Source organism: Nocardia terrae (genome assembly GCF_009760405.1).
Lineage (GTDB): Bacteria > Actinomycetota > Actinomycetes > Mycobacteriales > Mycobacteriaceae > Nocardia > Nocardia terrae.
This window is the reverse complement of sequence record NZ_WRPP01000008.1, coordinates 132,287-156,060: the sequence shown is the minus strand read 5'-3', so window position 1 is coordinate 156,060 and position 23,774 is coordinate 132,287. Positions and strand designations below refer to the sequence as shown.

The window sequence follows — 23,774 nt, the reverse complement described above, 5'->3', positions numbered from 1 at the left end:
TCGCCACCGACGCCCTGGCGCGCAGGTCGTGGGGTGGTCCAGCCGGTGTGGAGGAGTCCGGAGTCCTCGCTTCCCCGTCAAGGAAGAGACCACGGGTTCGAATCCCGTTACTGGCGCAAGAGATTCAGTCGGTGAACGCCGCGCGGTGGGCGTCGCACCATTCGGCGAAGGTGCGCGGCGGGCGGCCCAGCAGTTCGGCCACCGTGCCGGTGCGGGCGCCGACGGCGTCGGCGCGCATGAGGGCGAAGCCCTCGACGATCGCCTCGGCCAGGCGCGGGGGAGCGCCGTTGGGGTAGCGGGCGGCGACCGCCTCCTCCGGGGTGGCGACCTCGCGAATCTTGATGTCCCGGTCCAGGGTTCGGGACAGGATCGCGACCTGCTCGCCGAGCGTCAGGCTCTCCGGTCCGGTGAGGTGATAGGCGGCGCCGGTGTGGCCGGGCTCGGTCAGGCAGACGGCCGCCACGGCCGCGATATCGGCGGGATCGATCGGGGCGAAGCGGCCCGGGCCCGACGGGTCCAGGACCGGGTCGCCGGCGCGCAGCTTCGGAATCCACTCCAGGGCGTTGGACATATAGCCGCCCGGGCGCAGGATCGTGAACGGAATTCCGCTCTCGCGCACCAGGTTCTCGCGTGCGTGGTGCCAGCTGCCCATGGCGGGCAGCGGCTCGACCAGCACGTGGGCCGAGGAGATCATCACGATCCGGCCCACCCCCGCCTGCCCGGCGGCGCGCAGGAGCGCTCGGGTGTGATCGAGCCCGATGCCGGGGACCAGTAGGAACAGGCGGTCCACGCCGAGCATGGCCCGCTCCAGGCTCGCTGGATCGTCGAGATCGCCCGGCACGAGTTCGGCGCGTGCGGGCAGGGTTCGGGCCCGCGCGGAATCGCGGACGAGGGCACGGAATTCGAGGGATTCGGCGTCGAGGACGCGGGTGAGTTCGCGGCCGATGTTCCCGGTCGCTCCGGTGAGCAGTAACATGACATCTCCAGATCGTTAGCCGTCTACCGAAAAACGTTAGACGGCTAGCGATCGATGGTCAATACCCATCCGCACCCGACCGGAGGCTCAGTGTCCGACTTCCTCGACCTGCACGGCCGCACCTCGAAAGCCTTGCGCGCCTTGGCCGATCGCGATATGCGCCGCCTCGGCCTGCACCTCGGCCAGAATCACGTGCTGGCCGTGCTCTGGGAGCGCGACGGCCGCACGCCGGGGGAGATGGCCGCCGCCCTGAACGTCACCACCCCGACCGTGGTGAAGATGGCCACCCGCATGACCGCCGCGGGCTTGCTCACCCGCCGTCGTGACGACAAGGACAACCGCCTGGTCCGGCTCTGGCTCACCGACCTCGGGCGCGAACTCCGCGAGCCCGTCGAGGCCGATCGGAAGGCGCTGTCGGACAAGGTCACCGCCGACCTCACCGACGCGGAGCGAAAGCACCTGATGTCGGCGCTGGAAAAGATCCACCGCGCCGCCGCCGAACTGCTGGGCGGCCCGATCGACCACACCGAGTCGATCCCGGACTGACACGGCGATCACCTAGAGTTGGGCGCATGATTACCGCGATTGTGCTGATCTCCGCCGAGCCGGATCGGATCCCCGAGACCGCGCAGGAACTCGCCGACATCAAGGGCGTGGCCGAGGTCTACTCGTGCGCGGGGGACGTGGACCTGATCGCCGTCGTGCGGGTGCGCGACCACGAGGAGATCGCCGAGGTGGTCACCGGCCGCATCAACAAGACCCCCGGCGTGCTGCGCACCGCCACCCACATCGCCTTCAAGTCGTACTCACGCGCGGACGTGGAGGCCGGTTTCTCGATCGGCGAATAGCCCGGCCGGACACCGCCCGGGTCAGCGGGTCTGAACCGACGCGCCCAGGGCGGTGCCGGTGTGCCCCGGCTCGATGATGTGTGTGACGCCGCCCTTGCAGCCGGGGAACAGATACACCCGGGCCCGCAGCGCGGTCTCGTTGTCGACGGAGAGGCGATGCGGGACACTGCGGATGGTCACGCAGTCGTCGGGTGTGCCGTAGCTGCGGCCGTCCACGCTCAGACTGCCGGGTTCAGCGGACTCCGTATGGGCGAAATGCGCCGCGGCCACCGGGATGCCGATGCCTAGGAACACGGCCACCAGGCCGGGCAGCACCACTCCGTATCGCATGTCGAAACTGTAACGCCGTTGTGACAATCCGAATGGCAAACACACAGCTGGGTGGTCCGAACTCTCAGGACACTCAGAGGAAAGAGCGGGAATACATGTTCGTGAAGGTGTGCGGACTGACCACCGAGGAACAGATCGACTGGGCCGTCGAGCTCGGCTATTCCGCCATCGGCGTGGTGGGCACGACCAAGAGCAAGCGCTACGTCGAGCCCGCCCGGGCCCGGGAGCTGGCCGCCCACGCGCGCGGCCGGATCCGCAGCTTCGTCGTCGCCTTCGACAAGACCGAGGTGGAAGCGGTCATCGACGACTTCGACGTCGTCCAGCTCTACAACTGGACCGCCCTGCCGAACCTCGCCTACTGCTCGGCCGCCGCACCCGCCCCGGAACAGCGCAGCGAGTACTTCTTCTACGACGCCAGCACCGGCTCGGGCGTCTTCGCCGAATTCCCGGACTGGCTCGACACGGTGCCCGGCAAGGTCGTCCTCGCCGGCGGCCTCAGCGCCGGCAATGTCGCCGGGGTCATCGAGGCCCACCGGCCCTACGGCGTCGACGTCTCCAGCTCGGTCGAACTCGCCCCGGGCGTCAAGAGTTTCGACGCCATGCGGGACTTCCTCCGGGCCACCGAGGGCTAATTCGCGTCGAGTTCGTTGGAGACGGTGACCCAGCGTTCCAGCAGCGCCGAGGCGGCGCCGGAATCGACGGTCTCGGCCACCCGCTTCAGGGCCACGGCCAGCTTGGCGTGCAGATCGAACTCGACCTCCTCCGGGCGCAGGTCGTAGGCCACCAGCGCCGCCGCCGAGTTCAGCAGCACCGCGTCGCGCACCGGGCCCGGATCCCCGGCGAACATATTGCGGGCGATCACCGCGTTCATCTCCGCGTCGCCGCCGCGCAGCGCCGACGGATCCACCCGCTCGATGCCGAGTTCGGTTGGGTCGACGGTGGTTTCGTGCCGCAGGCCGCCCGCGACCACCCACACGTCGGTGGTGTCGGCGGTGGTGATCTCGTCCAGGCCGTCATTGCCGCGCACCACCAGCGCCGACGCGCCGCGCTCGGCGAACACGCCCGCGATCACCGGCACCAGATCGGGGAAGGCGCAGCCGATCAGGCCCGCGCCCGGCTGGGCCGGATTGGTCAGCGGGCCCAGGATATTGAAGACCGTCGGAATGCCGATCTCACCGCGCGCCTTGCTGGCGTAGCGCAGCGAGGGATGGAACACCGGTGCGAAGCAGAAGCCGATCCCGGTCTGCCGCACGCATTCGGCCACCGACCGCGGGCCGAGCGCGATCTTCACGCCCAGCGCCTCCAGCACATCCGCGCCGCCGCTCTTGGAGGAGGCCGCCCGGTTGCCGTGCTTGACCACCGGAATCCCGCTGGCCGCCACCACGATCGAGGACATGGTGGAGATGTTCACGCTGCCCGAGCGATCACCGCCGGTGCCGACGATATCGATCGCCGGACCCTCGAGCTCGACCCGCCGGGCGTGCGAGAGCATGCCGCTGGCCAGGCCGTTCAGCTCGGTCGGGGTCGGGCCCTTCATCTTCAGGGCCACGCCGAAGGCGGCGATCTGCGCGGAGGTGGCGTTGTCGGTGAAGATCTCGTTCATCGCCCACGCGGCCTCATCCAGGGACAGGTCGTTGCCGTCGGTGAGGATGCCGAGAATTTCTCGCCAGCTGCGCGCACTCATGGGGGCAACTCTAGTGCGGAGACCCCGACTCTCGGGACTCTCAGGGGTCTTCGACCCCCGAACCCCTACCGGCCCGGCTCCGCGGGCTGCAACGCATCCCAGCCCAGCACGTCGCCGTCATGACGGTGGGCTATGGCGGTAATGCGGGAACGCTCCTGCGAGCAGTGCAGAGCGTCGAGAACCTGCACCCGCTGCAGGACCAGCTTCACGGGGTCGGATTCACCGACCGCGGCGGTGTCATAGCCGATCTGCGCGGCAATGACTTGCACCGCATTCACCTGTGCGGCAGGCACTCGCAGGTGATGGCGGAGCACCACGGGCTGGTCGGCGGTCCAGTCGAGCGCCTTGCCCAGTGCCGTTGAACAGGCCTCGGCGTCATCGAAACTCGACGCCACCACCACCAGATCCGGGCGCGCCGGATCCAGTTCCGTTGTCGCGCTCCGCCCGAGCAGCCGTCGCCACCACGATTTGACACTCATAAGACCCTCTCAGCACGGCTCAGCTTCCTCTTACCTGCGCAATCTAGGCTCCACCGTGACACGCCGAGAGCCCCCGCGAGACGCTCGCTCGCCCTGGGCTTTCCGACACGTACGACGAACTTTCGTACCCCGCTACGCCTGTCGTACTACGACAAGTCATACTTACCGGCGTGACGACCGCAGTAGGGACCCCAGGATCGGCCATTACCCAGCGTGTGCATTCGCTGAACCGGCCCAACATGGTCAGCGTCGGTACCATCATCTGGCTGTCGAGCGAGCTGATGTTCTTCGCCGGCCTGTTCGCCATGTACTTCGTTGCTCGCGCGCAGGCGCACGGAAACTGGCCGCCGGAGCCGACCGAGCTCAACATGAAGCTGGCCGTGCCCGTCACCTGCGTGCTGGTTGCCTCGTCCTTCACCTGCCAGATGGGTGTGTTCGCGGCCGAGCGCGGTGACGTGTTCGGGCTGCGCCGCTGGTACGTGCTGACCTTCATCATGGGCGCGTTCTTCGTCGCCGGTCAGGCCACCGAGTACCACGGCCTCTACTCCGAGGGCACCTCGATCTCGAGCAGCGTGTACGGCTCGGTGTTCTTCATCACCACCGGCTTCCACGGTCTGCACGTCATCGGTGGTCTCATCGCCTTCATCTTCCTGCTGGTGCGCACCAAGCTCAGCAAGTTCACCCCGGCGCAGGCCACGGCGGCGATCGTCGTCTCGTACTACTGGCACTTCGTCGACATCGTCTGGATCGGCCTCTTCGCCACGATCTACTTCGTCCGCTAGCACCGGACACGGCCGATGCATCCAGCCCCGCGTCGGCGACCACAGCTTGTACAAGTCGGTTCCGTCTACTCCAAAGGGACACAGATGAGTTCATCTCCCCCGTCAGCGCCAGATCCCGAGGGGATCGGCCAGGCCACCAAGATCCGCAAGCAGCGCCGCACACGCCGGCGGCTGGTCGGCGCCGTGGTTCTCCTGATGGGCCTCGTCGGAGCCGGCTTCGCGGCGTCGGCCCTGACCCCGCAGGCTCAGGTCGCGACCGCTAAAGAGGACCAGTCCGCGCTGATCCGCGAGGGCAAGCAGATCTACGACACCTCCTGCGTCACCTGCCACGGTGCCAACCTGCAGGGCGTCCAGGATCGCGGTCCCAGCCTGATCGGCGTCGGTGAGGCCGCGGTCTACTTCCAGGTCTCCACCGGCCGCATGCCAGCCGCCCGCAACGAGGCGCAGATCCAGCGCAAGCCCCCGAAGTTCGACGCGCACCAGACCGACGCGCTCGGCGCGTTCGTCGAGTCCCAGGGCGGCGGTCCGACCGTGCTGCGCGACAGCAACGGTGAGGTCGCCTCGGAGTCCATCGTCGCGGATCGTGACCTCGGCCGCGGTGGCGAGCTGTTCCGCATGAACTGCGCGTCCTGCCACAACTTCACCGGCAAGGGTGGCGCGCTGTCGTCCGGCAAGTTCGCGCCGCCGCTGCAGGAGGCCACCGAGCAGCAGATCTACCTGGCCATGCTCACCGGCCCGCAGAACATGCCCAAGTTCTCCGACCGGCAGCTGACGCCGGAAGAGAAGAAGGACATCGTCGCGTACATCAAGGACCGCATGGAGACCAAGTCCGAGGGCGGCTACGGCCTCGGCGGCTTCGGTCCCGCCACCGAGGGTCTGGCCATCTGGGTCGTCGGCATCGTGGCCCTGGTCGGTTCCGCGATGTGGATCGGTTCCCGGTCATGAGCGAACAGGAGCGAAACAGCATGGGGGACAACCCCACTGACCCCACCGATGAGCAGCTCGACGCCATGTCGCGCGACGAGCTGGTCAAGCTCGGTACCGAGCTCGACGGCGTCGACGTCGCCTACCGCGCCCCCCGCTGGCCGGTCGAGGGCACCCGCGCCGAGAAGCGCGCCGAGCGCCGCGTCGCCATGTGGTTCGGCATCTCGGCCATCTCGGCCGCCGCGCTGATCGGCATCTACCTGTTCTGGCCCTGGGAGTACAAGGGCCGGCACCAGGACGGCAACGGCCAGTACACGCTGACCACGCCGCTGTACGGCATCACGCTCGGCATCGCCGTGCTGGCCATCGGCATCGCGGTCGTGCTGATCCGCAAGCACTTCATCCCGGCCGAGATCTCCATCCAGGACCGCCACGACGGCACGTCCAAGGAGGTCGACCGCCGCACCCTGGTCGCGCAGCTGATGGACGCCGGCGAGACCTCCACCCTGGGCCGCCGCAAGCTCATCACCCGCACCGCGGGTCTGGGCGCGGGCCTGCTGGGCGTCGGCGCGGGCCTCGTCTTCATCGGCGGCATGATCAAGAACCCGTGGGCCAAGCGCGACAAGTCGCCGCTGTGGGTCTCGGGCTGGACCCCGGACTACCCGGGCGAGACCGTCTTCCTGCGCCGCGACACCGGCCGTCCCGAGGACATCGTCCTCGTCAAGCCGGAGGACCTGGACGCGGGCGCCATGGAAACCGTCTTCCCCTGGAAGGAATCCTGGCGCGGTGACGAGCACAAGACCCTCGAGTCGCTGCGCGGCATCCGCAACGCGGTCATGTTGATCCGCCTGCGCACCAAGGACGCCGAGACCGCCATCAAGCGCAAGGGCCAGGAGAGCTTCAACTACGGCGACTACTTCGCCTACTCGAAGATCTGCACCCACCTCGGCTGCCCCACCTCGCTGTTCGAGCAGCAGACCAACCGGATCCTGTGCCCCTGCCACCAGTCGCAGTTCTCGGCTGTCGAATGGGGTAAGCCGGTCTTCGGTCCGGCCGCGCGTGCACTGCCGCAGCTGCCGATCACCGTCAACGCCGATGGCTACCTGGTCGCCCAGCACGACTTCATCGAGCCCCTCGGCCCGGCCTACTGGGAGCGTCGTTCATGAGCCCGAGCAAAGCGGCCGTGCAGGCCAACGAAATCGACGAGCGCTACCGGGTAGCGGCCTTCGCCAAGCGATCGATCAACAAGGTCTTCCCGACCCACTGGTCGTTCCTGCTCGGTGAGATCGCGCTGTACGCGTTCATCATCCTGCTGCTGTCGGGTATCTACCTGACGCTGTACTTCGACCCGTCCATGTCGGAGACCGTGTACCAGGGCGCCTACCAGCCCCTGCGCGGTGTCACCATGTCGCGGGCCTACGAGACCGCGCTGAACATCTCCTTCGAGGTGCGCGGCGGTCTGTTCGTGCGACAGGTGCACCACTGGGCGGCGCTGCTTTTCGCGTCGTCGATCATCATCCACCTGTTCCGCATCTTCTTCACCGGCGCGTTCCGCAAGCCGCGTGAGGCGAACTGGGTGATCGGCTCGCTGCTGCTGATCCTGGCCATGTTCGAGGGCTTCTTCGGCTACTCGATCCCGGACGACCTGCTGTCCGGCACCGGTCTGCGCGCCGCCTTCGGTGGTATCACCATGGGTGTGCCGGTCATCGGCACCTGGATGCACTGGCTGATCTTCGGCGGTGACTTCCCGGGCACCATCATCATTCCGCGCCTCTACATCGCGCACGTGCTGCTGCTGCCGGGCATCATCCTGGCCCTGATCGCCGCCCACGTGGCGCTGGTCTGGTACCAGAAGCACACCCAGTTCCCCGGACCGGGCCGCACCGAGAAGAACGTCGTCGGCGCCCGCATCATCCCGGTGTTCGCCGCCGACCAGGGCGCGTTCTTCGCCTTCACGCTCGGCATCGTCGCGATCATGGGTGGCGTCTTCCAGATCAACCCGATCTGGAACCTGGGTCCCTACAACCCGTCTCAGGTCTCCGCGGGTTCGCAGCCGGACTTCTACATGATGTGGACCGACGGCATGGCGCGTCTCATGCCGCCGTGGGAGCTGTACCTGGGCCGCTACACGGTCCCGGCGCCGTTCTGGGTCGCTTTGATCATGGGCCTGGTGTTCACCGTGCTGATCGCCTACCCGTGGATCGAGAAGCGCCTCACCGGCGACACCGCCCGCCACAACCTGCTGCAGCGTCCGCGCGACGTGCCGGTCCGGACCGCCATCGGTTCCATGGCCATCGCGTTCTACATGGTGCTGACCCTGGCGTGTGTGAACGACATCCTGTCGCTCAAGTTCGACATCTCGTTGAACGCCACCACCTGGTTCTTCCGCATCGCGCTGCTGCTGGCCCCGCCGCTGGCGTACTTCGTGGCCTACCGCTTCTGCATCGGCCTGCAGCGGTCCGACCGCGCGGTGCTCGAGCACGGCATCGAAACCGGTGTCATCAAGCGGCTTCCGCACGGTGAGTACATCGAGATCCACCAGCCCCTGGGCCCGGTCGACTCGCACGGCCACCCGCTGCCGCTGGAATACCAGGGCGCCCCGGTGCCCAAGAAGATGTCCAAGCTCGGCTCCGCCGGCGCCCCCGGCACCGGCTCCTTCATGCGCGCCGACCCGGCGTCGGAGCAGGAGCAGAACGTGGCCATCGCCCACGAGGAAGAGCACAACATGCTCGCCGCCCTCGAGTCGGCCCAGAACGCCGCCTCCGGCAACGGCAAGACCGATCACTGATCGCTCGTCACAAGGGAAGGCCCCGAGTCGAATTCGACTCGGGGCCTTCCCCGTTTTTCAGGGCTTGGGTGTGACTGCATCCCGGGGGTCCACTGGGGCGGAGGCGGCCTTCATGGCGTCCAGGGCGCCGGACAGGATTCGGCGCTGGGTTTCGGCAATGCGCTCGTCGGAGCCGAGTCTTCCTGTGCGGCGGAGGTATTTGCGGGCGCGGGCGACCTGACGCAACGTCAGAATCGCGGGGTGATGGCGGGGCGGTGTGCCGTCGGGGTCCGAGTAGGCGGTGACGATACGGCCGGTGCCGCCCCAGACCAGGGTGGAGATCACGGGGCGCAGGACAGGGGCGGTCGGTCGCCAGAAGGGTTGGGGGAGGAGACGTTCGGGGTGGAGACCGGTGCGCAGCAGGGCTCGGGTGAGGGTCTCGGTGTCCTCGTCGGGCGGGGCGAAAATGATCGTCGCGGCGCGGCTGACATTCCCGGCGTCGTCAATGGAGTGGGCGAGCAGATTGTCGGGGATGCCCATGAGACAGCCGATCCAGCACCATAACTGGCGGATGGCTTCGAGTTCATCAGCGGTCAGGGTCATGTCGAACAGGCCGTACAGGGACAGCGGCATGAGGAGGAAGGCGTCGGCGGTGACCGCCATGCCGGTGGCGTGGATGGGGTCGCCCCAGGCATCGCGCTGCCAGGCGCCGCTGAGGCGCAGGTGGCGGCGAACCATGGCGTGTACGAAGCGGATTCGGATGGTCGCGTCGAAGCCGGTGCCGCCGGGGACCAGGGTGCCCGGATCGGTGGCGGCCAGGACCCAGCGGGAGGTTTCCTCGTAGCGGCGGGCGGCCATGGTTTCCGAGCGGGAGTTCATGGCCTGGGGCTTGTTGAGGTCGCCGAAGCGGTAGGCGGTGATCAGGGTGCCGCCCATGCCGATGATGACGGCCGGGGCGAAACGCCACCACAGCTGGGCGCCGCGCCGAATCTGGATCGGGTCGAACCAGTCCGGGGGATTCAGCAAGGGGGTCAGTAGTTCTCGCAGCGAGTCCGGTGCACTGGGCGGGTTGGGATCGCGGTGGCGCAGGGCCTCGCCGAGCAGCCGCCAACCGGTGCCGCGACCCAGGCCCGCGAAGTCCTCGACGACCGAATCGATCACGCTGTCGGTTCGGAACATGCCGTCGACGACTCGGTCTACCACCTCGTCAGGCAGAACGTCCCGGGCTCTGGCGATGCGCGCCGCTCGGGCGGCATCGAAGGGAACGGTCATGGGCCTTCCTCTCCTCGAAACTCTGTATTCGACGGTAGGAAGCCGGGGTTCGGGCGGACAGGTGACAAGGTGACCGGTATTTGTTAGTTTCCGCCATATGGGGGAGCCGGTGCGGCCGTCGCGGTGGGAGATCGCACGTCCGGCGGTGTCGACGCGATATCTGCTCGACACCGGGCGCGCGCACGGGCTGACCACGGCGGAGTTGCTGGCTGGGAGTGACTTGCGGGCAGCGGATCTCGACTACCCGGGGGCCGTGGTGCTGCCTCGGCAGGAGTTGCGGGTCATCCGGAATCTGCTGGCGAGCGGCGAGGATCCGCGTGGGCTCGGGCTGGAGACCGGGCTGCGGTACTCGCTCACCAGCGCCGGGATGCTCGGGTACGCCCTGCTGTCGAGCGCAACTGTGCGTGAGGCGCTGCGGCTGCTGCGGCGATTCGTCGAACTGACCTCCGACTTCTTCGACGTCACCTTCACCGAGAACGCGGCGGGGCTGCTGGTGGAAGTAGGAGACGGGGACGTACCGCCCGATGTGCGGCCCTTCCTGCTGGTGCGCGACCTGGTCTCGGGCTTCCGCGTCGCGTCGATGCTGCTGTCACCCGCGGTGCTGGAAGCCGTCGAGACCCTGGCCGACCCGGTCCGCCTCGAACTGACCGCTCTCGAGGAACCCGCCTACCTCGACGCCGCCCGCGCGCTGGTCGGTCGGTTCGGCATCGAGATCGTCATCGAATTCGGCGCTGCCCGAAACGCTTTCACCATCCCCGCCATCGTCCTCGACCGCCCCACGCCCGCGCCGGAACCGCTCACCGCCGCCCTGTGCGTCCAGCAATGCGAAGCCCTGCTCGACGAGCGAGCCCGCTTCACCGGCGCAGCGGCACAGGTACGCCATCTGCTGCTACAGAACCCGGCCCGGATGCCTTCGCTGACCGAGGTGGCACGTGAACTCGCCATGTCCGAGCGGACCCTGCACCGCCGGCTCTCCGAGGAACACACCACTTTTCGTGGCGTCCTGGACCAGGTCCGGCAACTCCTCGCCGTTGAACTCCTGGAGCAGGGCCTCACCGTAGAGGCCGTAGCCCGCCACCTCGGCTACTCCGACACCGCCGCCTTCAGCCACGCCTACCGCCGCTGGCACGGCCACCCGCCGAGCCGCGCCCACCGCGGCCCGCGGTGGCACTAAGCCTGCGGCGCGGTCGGATTCGGCTTGGTCCACACCAGCGAATAGCGCCACAGGAGGTGGCGTCGGTAGCGGACTCCGGGCAGCAGTGTCGTGGCGGTGCGCCGCATCTCGGCGTAGGTTTCCGGCGGCGGCCACACGATCGGCGAGGGGTGGGCCCACTGGGCGCGGAACAGGCGGTCCTTGAAGCTGGTCAGCAGGGCCGCGGCCTCCCAGGGCAGGTCCGCCGGAAAGTCGTTGCGCGCCATGCCGATAATCGCGAGGGTGCCGCCGGGACGCAGGAGCTCCCGCATGCGGGTGAGGGCCCGGGTCGAGTCCATGTGGTGCAGAGCCGCGATGGAGACGATCCCGTCGAAGGACTCCGGCTCGAACGGGTACTCGAGGAAATCGGCCTGCAGATAGGTGATGTCGCCCTCGGCGGACTGCTCCCGGGCCAGCTCTATGCTGCGCGCGTCGGGGTCGATGCCGGTGACCTCGGCCCCGGTGCGCCGAATCCGACGGGCCAGCATGCCTTCCCCGCACCCGACGTCGAGGACGTCCTTCGCGCCCGCGATCGCCGTCACCAGGAGGGAGTGGTACTCGACGTTGTGGTTCCAGCGTTCGACATCGGGAACGTACATCCCGCCATTCTGGCAGCGACCGCGGTTCGCCGCCCCGCCTTCGGCTCCCTCGTGCACCGTGGCACCACGAATTCACCTCCGCGGCCACGTATTTCGACGCCATGGACGGTGACCCTCGGTTCGAATGCCGCGTCCGGCCCCTGGCTCGTCGGTCCAGGTACCTCGGGGATGCCGGACGGACACCGCGGTCGACGGCTTCGTCGCCCGAGGGCCACCTGCGCCGATCGACGTCGATGCCTACCTCACCCGACGGGGCGAGCAGCCGTTTCGGCTGGAGGGGTGAGATGCGAGGCTCGCCTCCTCGGCAGTGCGCGCGGCTTCCCGAGCCACCCACTCACGCTCCGTCGGGTTCGGCTGTCAGAGCGTCGAGGTCTGACCCGGCTCGGTAATTTGTGCGGCGGCCTCGGCATGTTCGGCCCATCGCAGCCACCCGCCCGCGCCGAGGCGGGGTTCGGCGTAGCCGTCGGTGGTGCGGACTATGCGGGTGCCGGGTTGTTCGAGCCAGCGGACGAGGAGGCCCGCCTCCTCTGGAAGGGCACCGCGCAGTGGGGGATAGGCGCGGTCCTCGTCGGGCCCCGACAGCAGTGGGGGGAGGACGGTTTCGGCGGAGGCGGCTAGGCGGTCGACGACCGGCATGGGGGAGACGCCGCGGACGGCGGTGCCGGCGGCGGCGAGGCGGGCGTGGCGGATGATCGCGAACTGCCAGCCACCCGCGCCGTCGGGGTGGGCAGCTATCAGTTCGGGGATGGCGGCCAGGGCGGCGAGGCGTTGGGTGCGGCGGAGGGCCCGGATCACTGCCACAGTGCGATCCCGCAGTCGGGCTGCGGCTTCGAAATGTTCTGCGGTGGAAAGGGTTTCGAGCTTGGTGGCGATGTCGTGCAGCAGGGCGTCGTCGGTGCCGGTGAGCAGGGCGCGGATCGCGGCGGGGGCTCGTTCGTATTCCTTTATATATAGGGGGCTGTTTTGGGCGCTCGCGGGGCAACCGCCGACCACGGCGGGCTGGCAATCGTGCCGACCGGTTCGTGGGATCCGTGTGGTGCAGGTGCGGAGGCCCGATTGTTCGGCGAGAGTCGCGGCGATCTCCTGGGCGTCGGTGCGGGAGGTGAAGGGGCCCAGGGCGTCCCGGGTGGGGGTGCGGGAGACGGCGAAGCGGGGGAAGGGCTCGTCGGTCAGGGTCAGCCACCACGCCCGTTGGGGGAACTTCGATCTGCGGTTGTAGGGCGGGGTGTGGGCCAGCAGCAGACGCAGCTCGCGCACGCCCGCCTCCAGGGCGTGCGCGCACTCGACGTGATCGACGCGGGTGGCCAACTGCACCATCTCGCGCATGCGCGGGCGGGTGTCGGAACCGGTGAAGTAGTTGCGGACGCGGCGGCGCAGGTTCACCGCGGTCCCTATATAGAGGACTTCCTCCGACGGACCGCGGAACAGGTACACCCCCGGCGTCGCCGGAAGGTCCGCGGCCATCACACGTTTGGCGCGCTGGCGGCGGGTCACCTCGGGCAGATAGTCGAGCAGCTCGGTGAGGCTGTGCACGCCCTGATTGCCCACCCGGGCGATGAGCGCGTGCAGCACGTCCACGGTCGCCTTGGCGTCGTCGAGGGCCCGGTGCGTGGGCCTGGTCTCCGCGCCGAGCAGCTGCGCCAGATACCAGAGCTTGGCCGAGGGCGCTTCGTCCTTCGGCAGCACCCGCCGCGCCAGCTGCACCGTGCACACCGTTTGGAAAGCGGGCCACGGCAATTCGCAGCGCGCCGCCGCGGCCTTCAGGAACCCCACATCGAAGCGGGCATTGTGGGCGACCAGCACCGCGCCCCGCGCGAACTCCAGAAACCCGGGCAGTACCTGCTCGATGCGCGGCGCGTCCACCACCATGGCGGTCGTGATCCCGGTGATCTGCACGATCTGCGGCGGAATCGCGCACCCCGGATTCACCAGCGTCGCAAACTCTCCCAGCACCTCGCCCCCGCGCACCTTCACCGCGCCGATCTCGGTGATCGAGTCGCCGTCCGGACTGGTGCCGGTGGTCTCCAGGTCCACGACGACGAAGGTCGTGTCATAGAGCGGGGTTTCGAGCTCATCGAAGGCCAGCTGCCCGGCCGGATCGGATCTCGAAGACACGGACGGCAAGCGTAGGCGCAGGGTCCGACAAGCGGGGGAACCCGCAGGCCGGACCGGGAGTTGATCATTGCGAACTGGGGAAATGTCTGAATTTATGATCGAGATTCTCGAGATGAAATCCCCGAATTGCTGAAATATGCGAGATTGTGACCAGGGTCACTTTAATTCGGATTATGGATCAATTTTGAGGAAGGGGCCGGTTGGTCCGGATCGGGGTGGGGTGTGTGCTGTCCCGCTGTCCTGCGGTCGGGCGTGTCGCTCGAGCGTGTCGCAGACCCCCAGGTCAGAGGCCGTCGCTCTGACCTTGTGTTATGCGGAATTCGTCCAGGTCGGAAGGGCCTCGAGGGCGCTCTTGCTACCCACTGGTAGCCATTGGGACGCTCTCGCGGAAACGCCAGCCGTTATTGTTTCGTGATTGCTGTGACGTTTGTCGCACCGAAAAAGGGTCGCGTAACAATTTCGGTTCACGTACCGACCGCCTCGGCTTTACAAAGCACCGTTATGTGCTCGTAATCTTCCTGAGACCTCGCGGAGTCCGACGCACCACCGGGTGCAGCGTCGCGGGGCAGATTGGAAGTACCTCACCATGGCGACCACCTCCACCAAGCGACAGGTCCGGGGCATCCAGCGCACCGCGCGCCGTGCCGCAGCGGCCGGAGCCGTCGGCGCTGCCACGCTGAGCGCGCTGCTGCTGCCCGCCACGCCCGCGTCGGCCCAGCCGGTCAACACTCCGGTCGGCGTCTTCGATGTGCCCGACCAGATTCAGCTTCCGGCCATTCCGGGCGCCCCGGCGTCCATCCCGGTGAACATCCCCGAGATCCCGGGCATCGTCACCCCGCAGGGTCCCGGCCCGGCCGCCCCCGCCCCGCAGAACAACGTGCACCAGGCCGCGGTCGACGCCGCCATGAGCCGCATCGGCGACCCGTACGTGTACGGCGCCTCCGGCCCGAACGCCTTCGACTGCTCGGGCCTCGTGCAGTGGTCCTACGCGCAGGCCGGTGTCAGCCTCCCGCGCACCAGCTACGAGCAGGCCGGCGCGGGCGCGCCCGTCTCCTTCGACGACCTGCAGCCGGGCGACGTGGTGTCGTTCTACGGCGGCAGCCACTCCGGCATCTACATCGGCGACGGCAATGTCGTGCACGCGTCCACCTCCGGTCAGCCGGTGAAGGTCGCGCCGATCTCCTCGATGCCGTTCGCGGGCGCCGTCCGCATCTAGCTTCACCTCGGATTACGACGCGGCGGCCGTGACGATTTCGTGGCCTGCTGGACACAACCGGTCGCCGTTTCGTAATCTATTCGAGACCTTCTTGACCAGCTCGGGGTAAGAGAACGGGACGACACCAACCGTGGCAGCGCAGCAGCCTCATCGGACACACAGTCAACGCACCAAGCGACTGGTGGGTGGAGCCCTCACCGTAGGCGCCCTCATGGTCGGCTCCTACGGAACTCTGGGTATCGGACCCGCGATCGCCGATCCGGCCTCCGCACCGACCACTGCTGGGGAAGCAGTGCAGCGGCTCATCGATCTCTCGCGGCAATCCGAACAGCTCAATCAGCAGGCGCTCAACGCGCAGGCCGATCTGGACACCAAGGTCGCCGCTTCCGACGCGGCCGAGAAGCGCGCGGCCGACGCGGCCGCGACGCTCGACGCCGCCAAGGCCGAAATTCGCCAGTACCAACCGGTCATCGATCGCGCCGCCAGCTCCGCACTGCTCGGCAGCCGCACCAATCGACTCACCTCGCTATTGGTCAGCAATTCGCCGCAGCAGCTGCTCGACCAGATGTCGATCGTCGACTTCGTGGGCGCGCGCACGAATGATCAACTGAGCCAGTTCCAGAAGGCCACCGACGCCGCCTCTGCCGCCGAGACCGTCGCGCGCACCGCCGCGGACGCCGCCAAGGCCGCCAGCGCCGCCGCCGACTCGGTCCGATCCGATCTGGAATCCAAACGCGCCGCGCTGCAGGGCTCCATGGCCGGTGTCATCGCGGCGTGGGGTCAGCTCTCGGCCGGCGACAAGTCCGCGCTCGCGGGCTCCATGTTCCCGCCCGGTTTCGACCGCGACAGCCTGCTCAAGGGCCTGGTCCCCGGTTCCGGCACCAGCGCCCTGGCCGCCGCGCTCACCCGCGTCGGCGACCCCTACGTGTGGGGCGCCACCGGTCCCGACCAGTTCGACTGCTCCGGACTCGTGCAGTGGGCCTTCCATCAGGTAGGCAAGGACGTGCCCCGCACCAGTCAGCAGCAGTCCTCCTACGGCACGCCGGTCGACGAGAAGGACCTGCAGCCCGGCGACGTGGTCTTCTTCTACTCTGACATCTCACACGTGGGCATCTACGCCGGCAACGGATTGATGCTGCACGCTTCGACTTTCGGCGTTCCCGTCCAGGTCGCGCCGATGGGCTCCACACCGTTCCATTCGGCGCGCCGGTTCTGAGTTCGCTGGACCGGGCATGAGAGGTCAGGACCCGAAGGAGGCAGCTTGCGTAACCACGTAGGGTCCCCTCTCATGCCCCATGGGCACAGCATGAGCACGACGAGGTGGCGATGAGCGCTCTGCGGCGGGTGCGCGGCTGGTTGGCCGCGCGACGGCGGTTCCAGTTCGTCGCCACGCTGGTCATGGTCACCGGTCTGACCGCCGCCTGCGGCGCACTGCTCATGCTGCCGAACTCGGTGCTGCCGACGCTGCGCGCGGTCGCCCCGGAATCCGGCGGGCTCAGCGCGACCGATCCGCAGGTGCCGCTGGTGAAGCGGAGCATGGAGTATTACGGCAAGCCGGTCGCGGAGACGGTGTCCACCGGATCGGGGCGGGTGGGTGTCGTGCTCGGGCATTCCGGGCAGCGGAACGATATCGATGTATTAGCAAGCGAACTCGCAGCATCCACCACGGCGGTGACTTCGCTGTGGGGTCAGCAGTGGAATCAGGCCCCTGTCGTGGTGGTCGCGTCCAGTCCGGCCGAATTCGCCGCACTCACCCACGCCGTCGGTGACGTTCCCGCCGGGGTCGCCGCCTCCACCGTCGCCGATCCGATTCGGCCCGGTGCCGAATTGACCGGACAGCGCGTGGTTTTCGGGCCCGAGGCCGGGCATCGGCTCGGAGCCGACGGGCTGCGCGCGGTGCTGAGGCACGAGCTCACGCATATGGCGACGCGGAAGATCACCGTCGACGGCTCGCCGATGTGGATGCTCGAGGGCGCGGCTGAATACACCGCCTACCGCGGTATGCACCGGCCCATCACCCAGATCGCGCCGACGTTGACCACCAAGGCCCGCACCGGCGATCTCCCCGCCGATCTCCCGTCCGACGCCATGTTCACCCCCACGAGCGGCCAAGCCTCCCTCGCCTACGAACAGGGCTGGTCCGCCTGCGCTTTCATCGCCGACCGCTACGGCGACCCCAAACTCGTGGACCTGTACCGCGATCTGGCCTCCGGCCCGAAGGACCGCACCGCGGTGGAGAACTCCCTCCGCACCGCCCTGGGCACGACCTACCGGGACTTCCTCACCGACTGGCGCGTCTGGATCACCGCGCGCACCGCAGACGGCGCATAACTCTCACAAGAGCCAGGGAGCTCTCACCGAGGAGATTCGTCCGAATTCCCGCGACGACAGCTCCCTGATCTTGAAATGCGGTGGGGTTTCGGGGTCGGAGCCAGATGTCGAGCCGTCGTCCGGACGGACGGGTGGGGCGGAGAGGTGGAGGGTCCAGTGGGTGTGGGCGCGTTGAATCGCTCCACGTCGACGCGGAGCAGCATTCCGCCGCCAGGCTCGGCCCGTTGCTCCATGAGCAGCTCCAGGTCCGCGCCTCGGGTCGCCATGATCGCCCTCGTATGGGCGCGCGGCGGGGCGACCGGGTACGCGGTGGGGCGACACGAGGGGCGGGGTGGGAGGGTTCGGGGTGGGGAGAGGCGGGGGCGGGGGTGCAGTAGGTTTGGGGTATGGGGCGAACTTTGCTGGTTACCAATGATTTCCCGCCGCGGCCGGGTGGGATTCAGTCGTATCTGCATGCGCTCGCCTTGCAGTTGCCTGCCGATGAGCTGGTTGTCTACGCGCCTCGGTGGCGGGGGGACAGTCATCTCGAGTTCGATGCGGAGCAGCCGTTTCAGGTGGTGCGGCATCCGACGACGTTGATGTTGCCGACGCCTCTGGTGGCGCGGCGGGCCAAGAAGCTGATGCGGGACGAGCAGTGTGATCGGGTGTGGTTCGGGGCGGCCGCGCCGCTGGCGTTGATGTCGCCGGTGCTGCGGCAGGCGGGGGCCGAGCGGATCATCGCGTCGACGCACGGGCACGAGGTCGGGTGGTCGATGCTGCCGGGGGCGCGGCAGGCGCTGCGGGTGATCGGGGATCACACCGATGTCGTCACCTATGTCAGTAAATACACGCGGCGGCGGTTCGCGGCGGCGTTCGGGGCGCAATCGGCGCTCGAATATCTGCCTCCCGCCGTGGATTCCGAGGTGTTCAAGCCGGATCCGGCCGCGCGGGCCGAGTTGCGCGAGCGGTACGGGCTGGGGGATCGGCCCACGATTCTGTGCCTGTCACGGCTGGTGCCGCGCAAGGGGCAGGACATGCTGATCACGGCCATGCCCGAGATCAAGAAGCGGGTCGACGGGGCGGTGCTCGTCATCGCGGGCAGCGGGCCGTACGAGCAGAAGCTGCGGGCGTTCACGCAGGCGATGGGGCTCGGTGCGGACGTGATCTTCACCGGTCGCGTCCGGTCGAAGGAGCTCGCCGCCCATCACACCATTGCCGATGTCTTCGCCATGCCGTGCCGCACCCGCGGATTCGGCCTGGACGTGGAGGGTCTCGGCATCGTCTTCCTCGAGGCTTCCGCCACGGGAGTGCCGGTGGTGGCCGGGGATTCGGGTGGCGCGCCGGAAACCGTGCGCGAGGGCGAGACCGGGCGCGTGGTCGGCGGCAAGGACATCGCCGCGCTCACCGACGCCATCGTCGACATCCTCTCCGACCGTGATGCCGCCGCCGCGATGGGCGCGGCGGGCCGGCAGTGGGTGCAGCAGCAGTGGCGCTGGGATCTCATGGGTGCGCGACTACGGGAACTGCTGGACCCGAGCCTGCGCGCGGGCCGTGTCCACTGAGCTACCCGGGACGGGGTGGCCTGAGCGGCGGCTCCCGGTCGGCGTGGGTCCGAGGTGATCGGCGTCCTGCGCTAGGCTCAGCCGCGTGAGCAGTATCCAGGTTGCCGATCAGACCTTCGTCGCCGCGCCGGGCGAGGCCGTGGCCGAGGTGCTGGCCGATCGTGCCCGCTGGCGCCGCTGGTGGCCCGATCTGCAGTTGCAGGTCCGGGAAGACCGGGGCGAGAAGGGGATTCGCTGGACCGTCAGCGGTGGCGCGGACGGCACCATGGAGGTCTGGCTGGAGCCCATGCTGGACGGCGTCATCATGCATTACTTCATGCACGCCGAACCGAAGGGCGGCATCGCCGGTATGTCCGGACGGGAGCTGCTGGCCATGAACCGGTCTCGCCGCGTCGCGGGCAAAGTCATGTCCTTCGAGATCAAGGCCCGCCTCGAGGCCGGGCGCAAGGCCGGGGTCGCGCCCGCCGCCGTTCGCTAGCGCCGTCGCTCACCAGAAAGGAAGCGTTGCCGCCCATGGCCGATCGAACTCAGAGGTCGATCGTGATCGACGCCCCCTCGGACCGAGTGATGGCCGTCATCGCCGACCTGGAGTCGTATCCGGAATGGGTCGCCGCGGCCCGCTCGGTCGAAGTGCTGGACAAGTTCCCGGACGGCCGCGCCCGCACCGCCCGGTTCGTGCTCGACGCCGGCGTCGTCAAGGACACCTACAGCCTGTCCTACACCTGGCGGCCCGACGGCCGAGCCGTGAGCTGGAGCCTGGTCGCCGGTGACCTGCAGAAGGCGCAGGACGGCACCTACGAACTCATCGCCCTGCCCGACGGCACCACCCAGGTGGTCTACGAGCTGACGGTGGACCTGAACATCCCGATGATCGGCATGTTCAAACGCAAGGCGGAGAAGGTCATCACCGATACCGCGCTCAAGGAACTCAAGAAGCGGGTCGAAGGCTGACCACCGGCGGTACCGAACGCTCGCCGCGCCCCGCCACCCGCGTCGAGCTCTTCATCGGCAAGGGTGGCGTCGGAAAGACCACACTGGCGTGCACCACCGCCCTCGCCTACGCCCGATCCGGCCAACGCGTCCTGCTGGCCTCGCTCGACCAGGCCCATTCCCTCGGCGACGCCCTCGGCTACCGGCTGCGCCACGACGCGACCGCAGCCGTCGCCAGCTTGCCCCTGCCCATGTTCGCCGCGCCCGCACCGCAATTCGCCGACGGGCGGGAACAATTCGCTGCCGAGCGGGGACCCGGAGTCGCCGCCGCGGAGTTCAGCGCCGCGTGGCGGGGTGGGATGGCCGACGATATCGGCGACACCGAGTCTTCGGCGACCGACGTCGGACCCGGGTTCACGGCGAGGCCGTCCGGCTCCGGCGCCTCGCCGCGCGCCTCCCGTGGCGAGTCTCTCGCCGCCGCACCGGCCCTCGACGTGATCGAGGTGGATTCGCTTGCGCTGCTGGAGGATCGGTTCCGGCAGGTGCTGGTGATGGCGTCCGGTGCCGGGCATGAGCACGGATTCGATCTGGACGCACTGGATCCCGCTGAACTGACCGGGTTGCCGGGCGTGCAGGAACTGCTCGCGCTGCTCGAGATCACCCAGTTCGCCAAGGACGCCCGCTGGGACGTGATCGTGGTGGACTGCCCGCCCTCGGCCGACATGCTGCGCATCGTCACCGCGCCCGACACGGTGCTCGGGTATCTGGAACGGGTGTGGCCCGCGCACTCCCGGACCATGGAGACCATCGGAACCGACTTCCGTAAGGCCGTGCTCGCGGTGACCGTGGAACAGATCGTGGCCGCGGTGACCGATGCCCGGGATCTGCTCGTGGACCGGACCCGCACGGGCGCGCGGCTGGTCACCGCCGCCGAGCAGGTCGCGGTCGCCGAATCCGCGCGCGTGCGTTCCGCGGCCGCTCTGCTGGGTATCCGACTGGATGCCGTGCTGGTGAACAAGGTGCTCACCGAGATGCCTGCCCCCACCGAGCCACCGCATCCCGCGGTGCAGTGGTACTTCAATCGGCGTGGCGAACAACTCGACGTGGTGACCGAGCTCCGCAAGCGCCTGCGCGATGTTCCGGTGCAGGTCGTGGGCCATGCGGGGGCCGAACCGGTGGGGCTGAGCTCGCTCGCGGCGCTGTCCTACGCGGTGGACGCGAGTGGTAACTGGGTGGGATGGCGTCCGATCCCTATGCTTGGCACAGATGCGGACGGTGTGCTGCCCGTTCCCGCCGAGCCGGTGGTGCGGCTGGAGTCGGGGGCGGGCGTGCACTCGGTGTTCGCGATGCGCATGCATCTGCCGGTGGTCGATCCGTCGACCCTGCGGCTGGGACGAGTGGAGGACGATTTGATCGTGGGAGCGGACGGGGTCCGGCGGCGCTTGCGGCTGGCCCCGGTATTGCGGCGGTGCACGGTCGAGACCGCCGAGCTCGACGGCGACCAGCTGGTCATCCGTTTCCGGCCCGATCCACAGGTCTGGCCGAAATGACCACGACCCACCCGCGTCCCGGACACCCCGAGGAGAACCTCGGCGAATTCGCCGAGGAACTGCGGCTGTTGGCCGAGGCCGTCCTGGAACGCGTCGAACCGGTGCTGCGCCGTACCGCCTCCGACGGCCGCGTCGAATGGTCCAGCTGCAGTTGGTGCCCGGTCTGCGCGGCCGCGGCCATCGTGCGCGGCGAGCACCACGATGTGGTGGCCGCCATCGCCGACCACGGCACCGCCATCGTCACCGTGCTGCGCGAGGCGCTCGCGGGGGTCCCGGTGGACCCGGTCATCCCGCCCGACCTGGATCCGGATTCCCCGGAATACCATGCCTGGCATCACTATTCGCGCACGGCCACCGATCCCGGCTCGGGGGACCTGCCCTTCGCCGACGCATACGCCACCGCCCGCGGCGACGCGGACACGAGTGAATCGGATGACAACGGCGCCGAATCCGGTTGGGGCGAAAGCGAATCCACCGAGGCCGGGCACCCGCACCGTCCGGGCGCGAATCTCACGGCGATGCTCGCCCGCTTCGTCGTCGGTATGCAAGGCCGCGCGGCAGCCAGGAATCAGGCTCGGCACAACGCCTTCGGCACCGACCCCGACGCGATGGATGGTCCACCCGGCCCGCGCCCCGGTGCATCCGGCCGGTCTGCCGGCGACCCGCCGGACCCGGCATCCGCTGGGGGAGCGGACGACTCCGATGCCGGCGGGAACGATCATCTCGGCCGCGGACCGGGCGCGGCCCGATCCCCCGCGGGGTCCGGCGCGGCCCGCGCCGAAACCCCGCGGCGCAAGAGCTTCGGCGCCGGCGCCGCCGGTGGCCCGGTCGGTGCGCCCGGCGGGATGCCGTTCGGTCCTCCGGTGGCAGGCCCGGCGGACGACATCGGCGGATCGATTCGTCCCGGCGGCGTTTCGGCGCGCGGGCCCGTCCCCGGCGCGGTCGGTCGGTCGGCCGCCGATTCCACGGCGGGTTACGGTCCCGGCCGCGCGGATTCGTCCACGGCACCGGATGCGGGCCGTGATCCCGGTCCCGCGACGGGACGCGGCGCGGCGCAGCCGAGTGGCGGCCGTCGCGCCAAGCGCGCCAAGTATGTGCCCATCGACGTGAACATCAAGGCATGAGGGCGGGTGAGGATGTGCCGTTGACCGTGGGAATCGATGTGGGCGGCACGAATATTCGGGCGTCGGTGGTGGACGGGTCGGGCGAGGTGCTCGATACCGTGACCGCGCCGACCCCGCATTCGGCGCGTGCCCTCGAGGACGGGCTGGCCCGTGCGGTGCGGGAGCTGTGCGGACGGCATGCCATCGGCGCGGTCGGGCTGGCCGTGGCCGGATTCGTGGACGAGGACCGCGCCACCGTGCGGTTCGCCCCGCATCTGCCGTGGGAGGACGCGCCCGTCGCGCAGCGGCTCACCGAGCGTCTGGGCCTGCCGGTGATTCTCGAGCACGACGCCAATGCCGCGCTGTGGGCGGAGTACCGGTTCGGCGCGGCGGCGGGCGGGCGCAATGTGGTGCTGGTGGCCATCGGCACCGGCATCGGCGCGGCGCTGCTCAGCAATGGCCAGCTGTATCGCGGAAGTTTCGGTGTCGCACCGGAATTGGGTCATCTGCAGGTGGTGCCCAATGGCCGCGCCTGCCCGTGCGGCAAGCGCGGCTGCTGGGAAAGGTATTGCAGCGGAACGGCTCTGGTCGACACCGCGATCGAGTTCCTGGCCACCGACCCGCAGCGCTCCACCCTGCTGGCCCGCGAATCGGGTCGTGATCCCGGCTCGCTGACCGGTCGCCGGGTGGCGGGCGCGGCCCAGGACGGCGACCCGGTGGCCCAGGAGGTGATGGCGGACTTCGCCCGCTGGCTGGGCCTGGGTCTGGCCTTCGTGAGCGACATCTTCGACCCGGACCTGATCGTGGTGGCCGGCGGCGTGAGCAGTTCGGCCCCGCTGTTCCTCGACGACGCCCGCGAGCACTACGCCGCCTCGATCACCGGCGCCCGCCACCGCCGCCTGGCCCGCATCCGCACCGCCCAGCTGGGTGAGGCCGCGGGCATGATCGGCGCGGCCGAACTGGCCCGCGCGGCCGTGCTCGCGGAGCAGAATGGGCATCCGGTGGCCCAGGCGCGGCGCTGATCGAATTCACGAGCGCGCCGAAGATCGATTCCATTGCTCGGGACGAAAGTCCCGACATCGGAGAATCCCGTCACCACCGGTTGGTTACCGCCAGGTCTCGGCGGTAGGGTAGG

At 68.9% G+C, this 23,774-nt stretch carries 24 protein-coding genes and 1 tRNA gene; 18 read left to right on the top strand and 7 right to left on the bottom strand.

Translation table 11 applies throughout. The annotated features are described in order from the left end of the window. Positions 1–41: 41 nt before the first annotated feature. A tRNA-Asp gene (locus GPX89_RS33820) sits at positions 42–116 on the top strand. Between the two features lie 8 nt (positions 117–124). On the opposite strand, the gene GPX89_RS33815 is transcribed toward GPX89_RS33820, so the two are convergent. Further along, positions 125–976, bottom strand: a complete 852-nt coding sequence (locus GPX89_RS33815) for an SDR family oxidoreductase (protein WP_157391778.1) — start codon at positions 974–976, stop codon at positions 125–127. A 90-nt stretch (positions 977–1,066) separates the two neighbouring features. Here GPX89_RS33815 and GPX89_RS33810 point away from each other — a divergent pair, with 90 nt between their 5' ends. Beyond that, complete coding sequence (locus GPX89_RS33810; protein ID WP_328602614.1) at positions 1,067–1,522, top strand: MarR family winged helix-turn-helix transcriptional regulator; 456 nt, start codon at positions 1,067–1,069, stop codon at positions 1,520–1,522. A gap of 26 nt (positions 1,523–1,548) precedes the next feature. Further along, positions 1,549–1,824, top strand: coding sequence for an Lrp/AsnC family transcriptional regulator (locus GPX89_RS33805; protein WP_157391776.1), 276 nt, complete (start codon positions 1,549–1,551; stop codon positions 1,822–1,824). A gap of 21 nt (positions 1,825–1,845) precedes the next feature. Here the strand turns inward: GPX89_RS33805 and GPX89_RS33800 are convergent, their stop codons facing one another. After that, positions 1,846–2,154 carry a hypothetical protein gene (locus tag GPX89_RS33800; protein WP_157391775.1) on the bottom strand — a complete coding sequence of 103 codons (309 nt, stop codon included), beginning with the start codon at positions 2,152–2,154 and terminating at the stop codon, positions 1,846–1,848. 95 nt (positions 2,155–2,249) lie between these two features. Here GPX89_RS33800 and GPX89_RS33795 point away from each other — a divergent pair, with 95 nt between their 5' ends. Then, positions 2,250–2,786 (top strand): phosphoribosylanthranilate isomerase, encoded by a 537-nt coding sequence (locus GPX89_RS33795; RefSeq protein WP_157391774.1) that lies wholly within the window; start codon positions 2,250–2,252, stop codon positions 2,784–2,786. On the opposite strand, the gene trpD is transcribed toward GPX89_RS33795, so the two are convergent. After that, positions 2,783–3,838 (bottom strand): anthranilate phosphoribosyltransferase, encoded by a 1,056-nt coding sequence (trpD, locus tag GPX89_RS33790; protein WP_157391773.1) that lies wholly within the window; start codon positions 3,836–3,838, stop codon positions 2,783–2,785. The genes GPX89_RS33795 and trpD overlap by 4 nt on opposite strands. Positions 3,839–3,903: 65 nt before the next feature. Next, the gene (locus tag GPX89_RS33785; RefSeq protein WP_157391772.1) at positions 3,904–4,317 is read right to left on the bottom strand and encodes a hypothetical protein; all 414 of its coding nucleotides are present in this window, start codon (positions 4,315–4,317) and stop codon (positions 3,904–3,906) included. A 170-nt stretch (positions 4,318–4,487) separates the two neighbouring features. On the opposite strand from GPX89_RS33785, the gene ctaE reads away from it, so the two are divergent. From ctaE to qcrB, 4 genes are all read left to right on the top strand, one after another. Beyond that, positions 4,488–5,099 (top strand): aa3-type cytochrome oxidase subunit III, encoded by a 612-nt coding sequence (gene ctaE, locus GPX89_RS33780; protein ID WP_328602613.1) that lies wholly within the window; start codon positions 4,488–4,490, stop codon positions 5,097–5,099. Positions 5,100–5,183: 84 nt separating this feature from the next. Further along, the gene (gene qcrC / locus GPX89_RS33775; RefSeq protein WP_157391771.1) at positions 5,184–6,044 is read left to right on the top strand and encodes a cytochrome bc1 complex diheme cytochrome c subunit; all 861 of its coding nucleotides are present in this window, start codon (positions 5,184–5,186) and stop codon (positions 6,042–6,044) included. Then, complete coding sequence (gene qcrA / locus GPX89_RS33770) at positions 6,041–7,189, top strand: cytochrome bc1 complex Rieske iron-sulfur subunit (protein ID WP_235948733.1); 1,149 nt, start codon at positions 6,041–6,043, stop codon at positions 7,187–7,189. The genes qcrC and qcrA overlap by 4 nt, the downstream gene beginning before the upstream one ends. Next, positions 7,186–8,811, top strand: coding sequence for a cytochrome bc1 complex cytochrome b subunit (qcrB, locus tag GPX89_RS33765; RefSeq protein ID WP_157391770.1), 1,626 nt, complete (start codon positions 7,186–7,188; stop codon positions 8,809–8,811). The genes qcrA and qcrB overlap by 4 nt, the downstream gene beginning before the upstream one ends. Before the next feature lie 57 nt (positions 8,812–8,868). Here the strand turns inward: qcrB and GPX89_RS33760 are convergent, their stop codons facing one another. Further along, positions 8,869–10,062 carry an oxygenase MpaB family protein gene (locus GPX89_RS33760; RefSeq protein WP_157391769.1) on the bottom strand — a complete coding sequence of 398 codons (1,194 nt, stop codon included), beginning with the start codon at positions 10,060–10,062 and terminating at the stop codon, positions 8,869–8,871. Between the two features lie 97 nt (positions 10,063–10,159). Here GPX89_RS33760 and GPX89_RS33755 point away from each other — a divergent pair, with 97 nt between their 5' ends. Further along, positions 10,160–11,236 (top strand): AraC family transcriptional regulator, encoded by a 1,077-nt coding sequence (locus GPX89_RS33755; RefSeq protein WP_157391768.1) that lies wholly within the window; start codon positions 10,160–10,162, stop codon positions 11,234–11,236. On the opposite strand, the gene GPX89_RS33750 is transcribed toward GPX89_RS33755, so the two are convergent. Beyond that, on the bottom strand, positions 11,233–11,853 hold the full coding sequence (locus tag GPX89_RS33750) for a class I SAM-dependent methyltransferase (protein WP_157391767.1): 621 nt from the start codon (positions 11,851–11,853) through the stop codon (positions 11,233–11,235). The genes GPX89_RS33755 and GPX89_RS33750 overlap by 4 nt on opposite strands. Positions 11,854–12,210: 357 nt before the next feature. Next, positions 12,211–13,968, bottom strand: coding sequence for a DEDD exonuclease domain-containing protein (locus GPX89_RS33745; protein ID WP_328602612.1), 1,758 nt, complete (start codon positions 13,966–13,968; stop codon positions 12,211–12,213). Between the two features lie 586 nt (positions 13,969–14,554). On the opposite strand from GPX89_RS33745, the gene GPX89_RS33740 reads away from it, so the two are divergent. From GPX89_RS33740 to GPX89_RS33695, 9 genes are all read left to right on the top strand, one after another. Beyond that, positions 14,555–15,184, top strand: coding sequence for a C40 family peptidase (locus GPX89_RS33740; protein WP_157391765.1), 630 nt, complete (start codon positions 14,555–14,557; stop codon positions 15,182–15,184). Between the two features lie 211 nt (positions 15,185–15,395). Beyond that, the gene (locus GPX89_RS33735; protein ID WP_157391908.1) at positions 15,396–16,400 is read left to right on the top strand and encodes an NlpC/P60 family protein; all 1,005 of its coding nucleotides are present in this window, start codon (positions 15,396–15,398) and stop codon (positions 16,398–16,400) included. A 110-nt stretch (positions 16,401–16,510) separates the two neighbouring features. After that, positions 16,511–17,515 (top strand): peptidase MA family metallohydrolase, encoded by a 1,005-nt coding sequence (locus GPX89_RS33730; RefSeq protein ID WP_157391764.1) that lies wholly within the window; start codon positions 16,511–16,513, stop codon positions 17,513–17,515. Between the two features lie 386 nt (positions 17,516–17,901). Then, on the top strand, positions 17,902–19,056 hold the full coding sequence (locus GPX89_RS33725) for a glycosyltransferase family 4 protein (RefSeq protein WP_157391763.1): 1,155 nt from the start codon (positions 17,902–17,904) through the stop codon (positions 19,054–19,056). 85 nt (positions 19,057–19,141) lie between these two features. After that, positions 19,142–19,534 (top strand): SRPBCC family protein, encoded by a 393-nt coding sequence (locus GPX89_RS33720; RefSeq protein ID WP_328602611.1) that lies wholly within the window; start codon positions 19,142–19,144, stop codon positions 19,532–19,534. A gap of 35 nt (positions 19,535–19,569) precedes the next feature. Next, the gene (locus GPX89_RS33715) at positions 19,570–20,007 is read left to right on the top strand and encodes an SRPBCC family protein (RefSeq protein WP_157391762.1); all 438 of its coding nucleotides are present in this window, start codon (positions 19,570–19,572) and stop codon (positions 20,005–20,007) included. Further along, positions 20,004–21,536, top strand: a complete 1,533-nt coding sequence (locus GPX89_RS33705) for an ArsA family ATPase (RefSeq protein ID WP_407939517.1) — start codon at positions 20,004–20,006, stop codon at positions 21,534–21,536. Before GPX89_RS33715 ends, GPX89_RS33705 begins: the two co-directional genes overlap by 4 nt. Then, on the top strand, positions 21,533–22,660 hold the full coding sequence (locus tag GPX89_RS45030; RefSeq protein WP_235948795.1) for a hypothetical protein: 1,128 nt from the start codon (positions 21,533–21,535) through the stop codon (positions 22,658–22,660). Before GPX89_RS33705 ends, GPX89_RS45030 begins: the two co-directional genes overlap by 4 nt. Beyond that, a complete protein-coding gene (locus tag GPX89_RS33695) occupies positions 22,657–23,661 on the top strand; it encodes an ROK family glucokinase (protein ID WP_157391761.1) in 1,005 nt (334 codons plus the stop codon). The genes GPX89_RS45030 and GPX89_RS33695 overlap by 4 nt, the downstream gene beginning before the upstream one ends. The last annotated feature ends 113 nt before the right edge of the window (positions 23,662–23,774 follow it).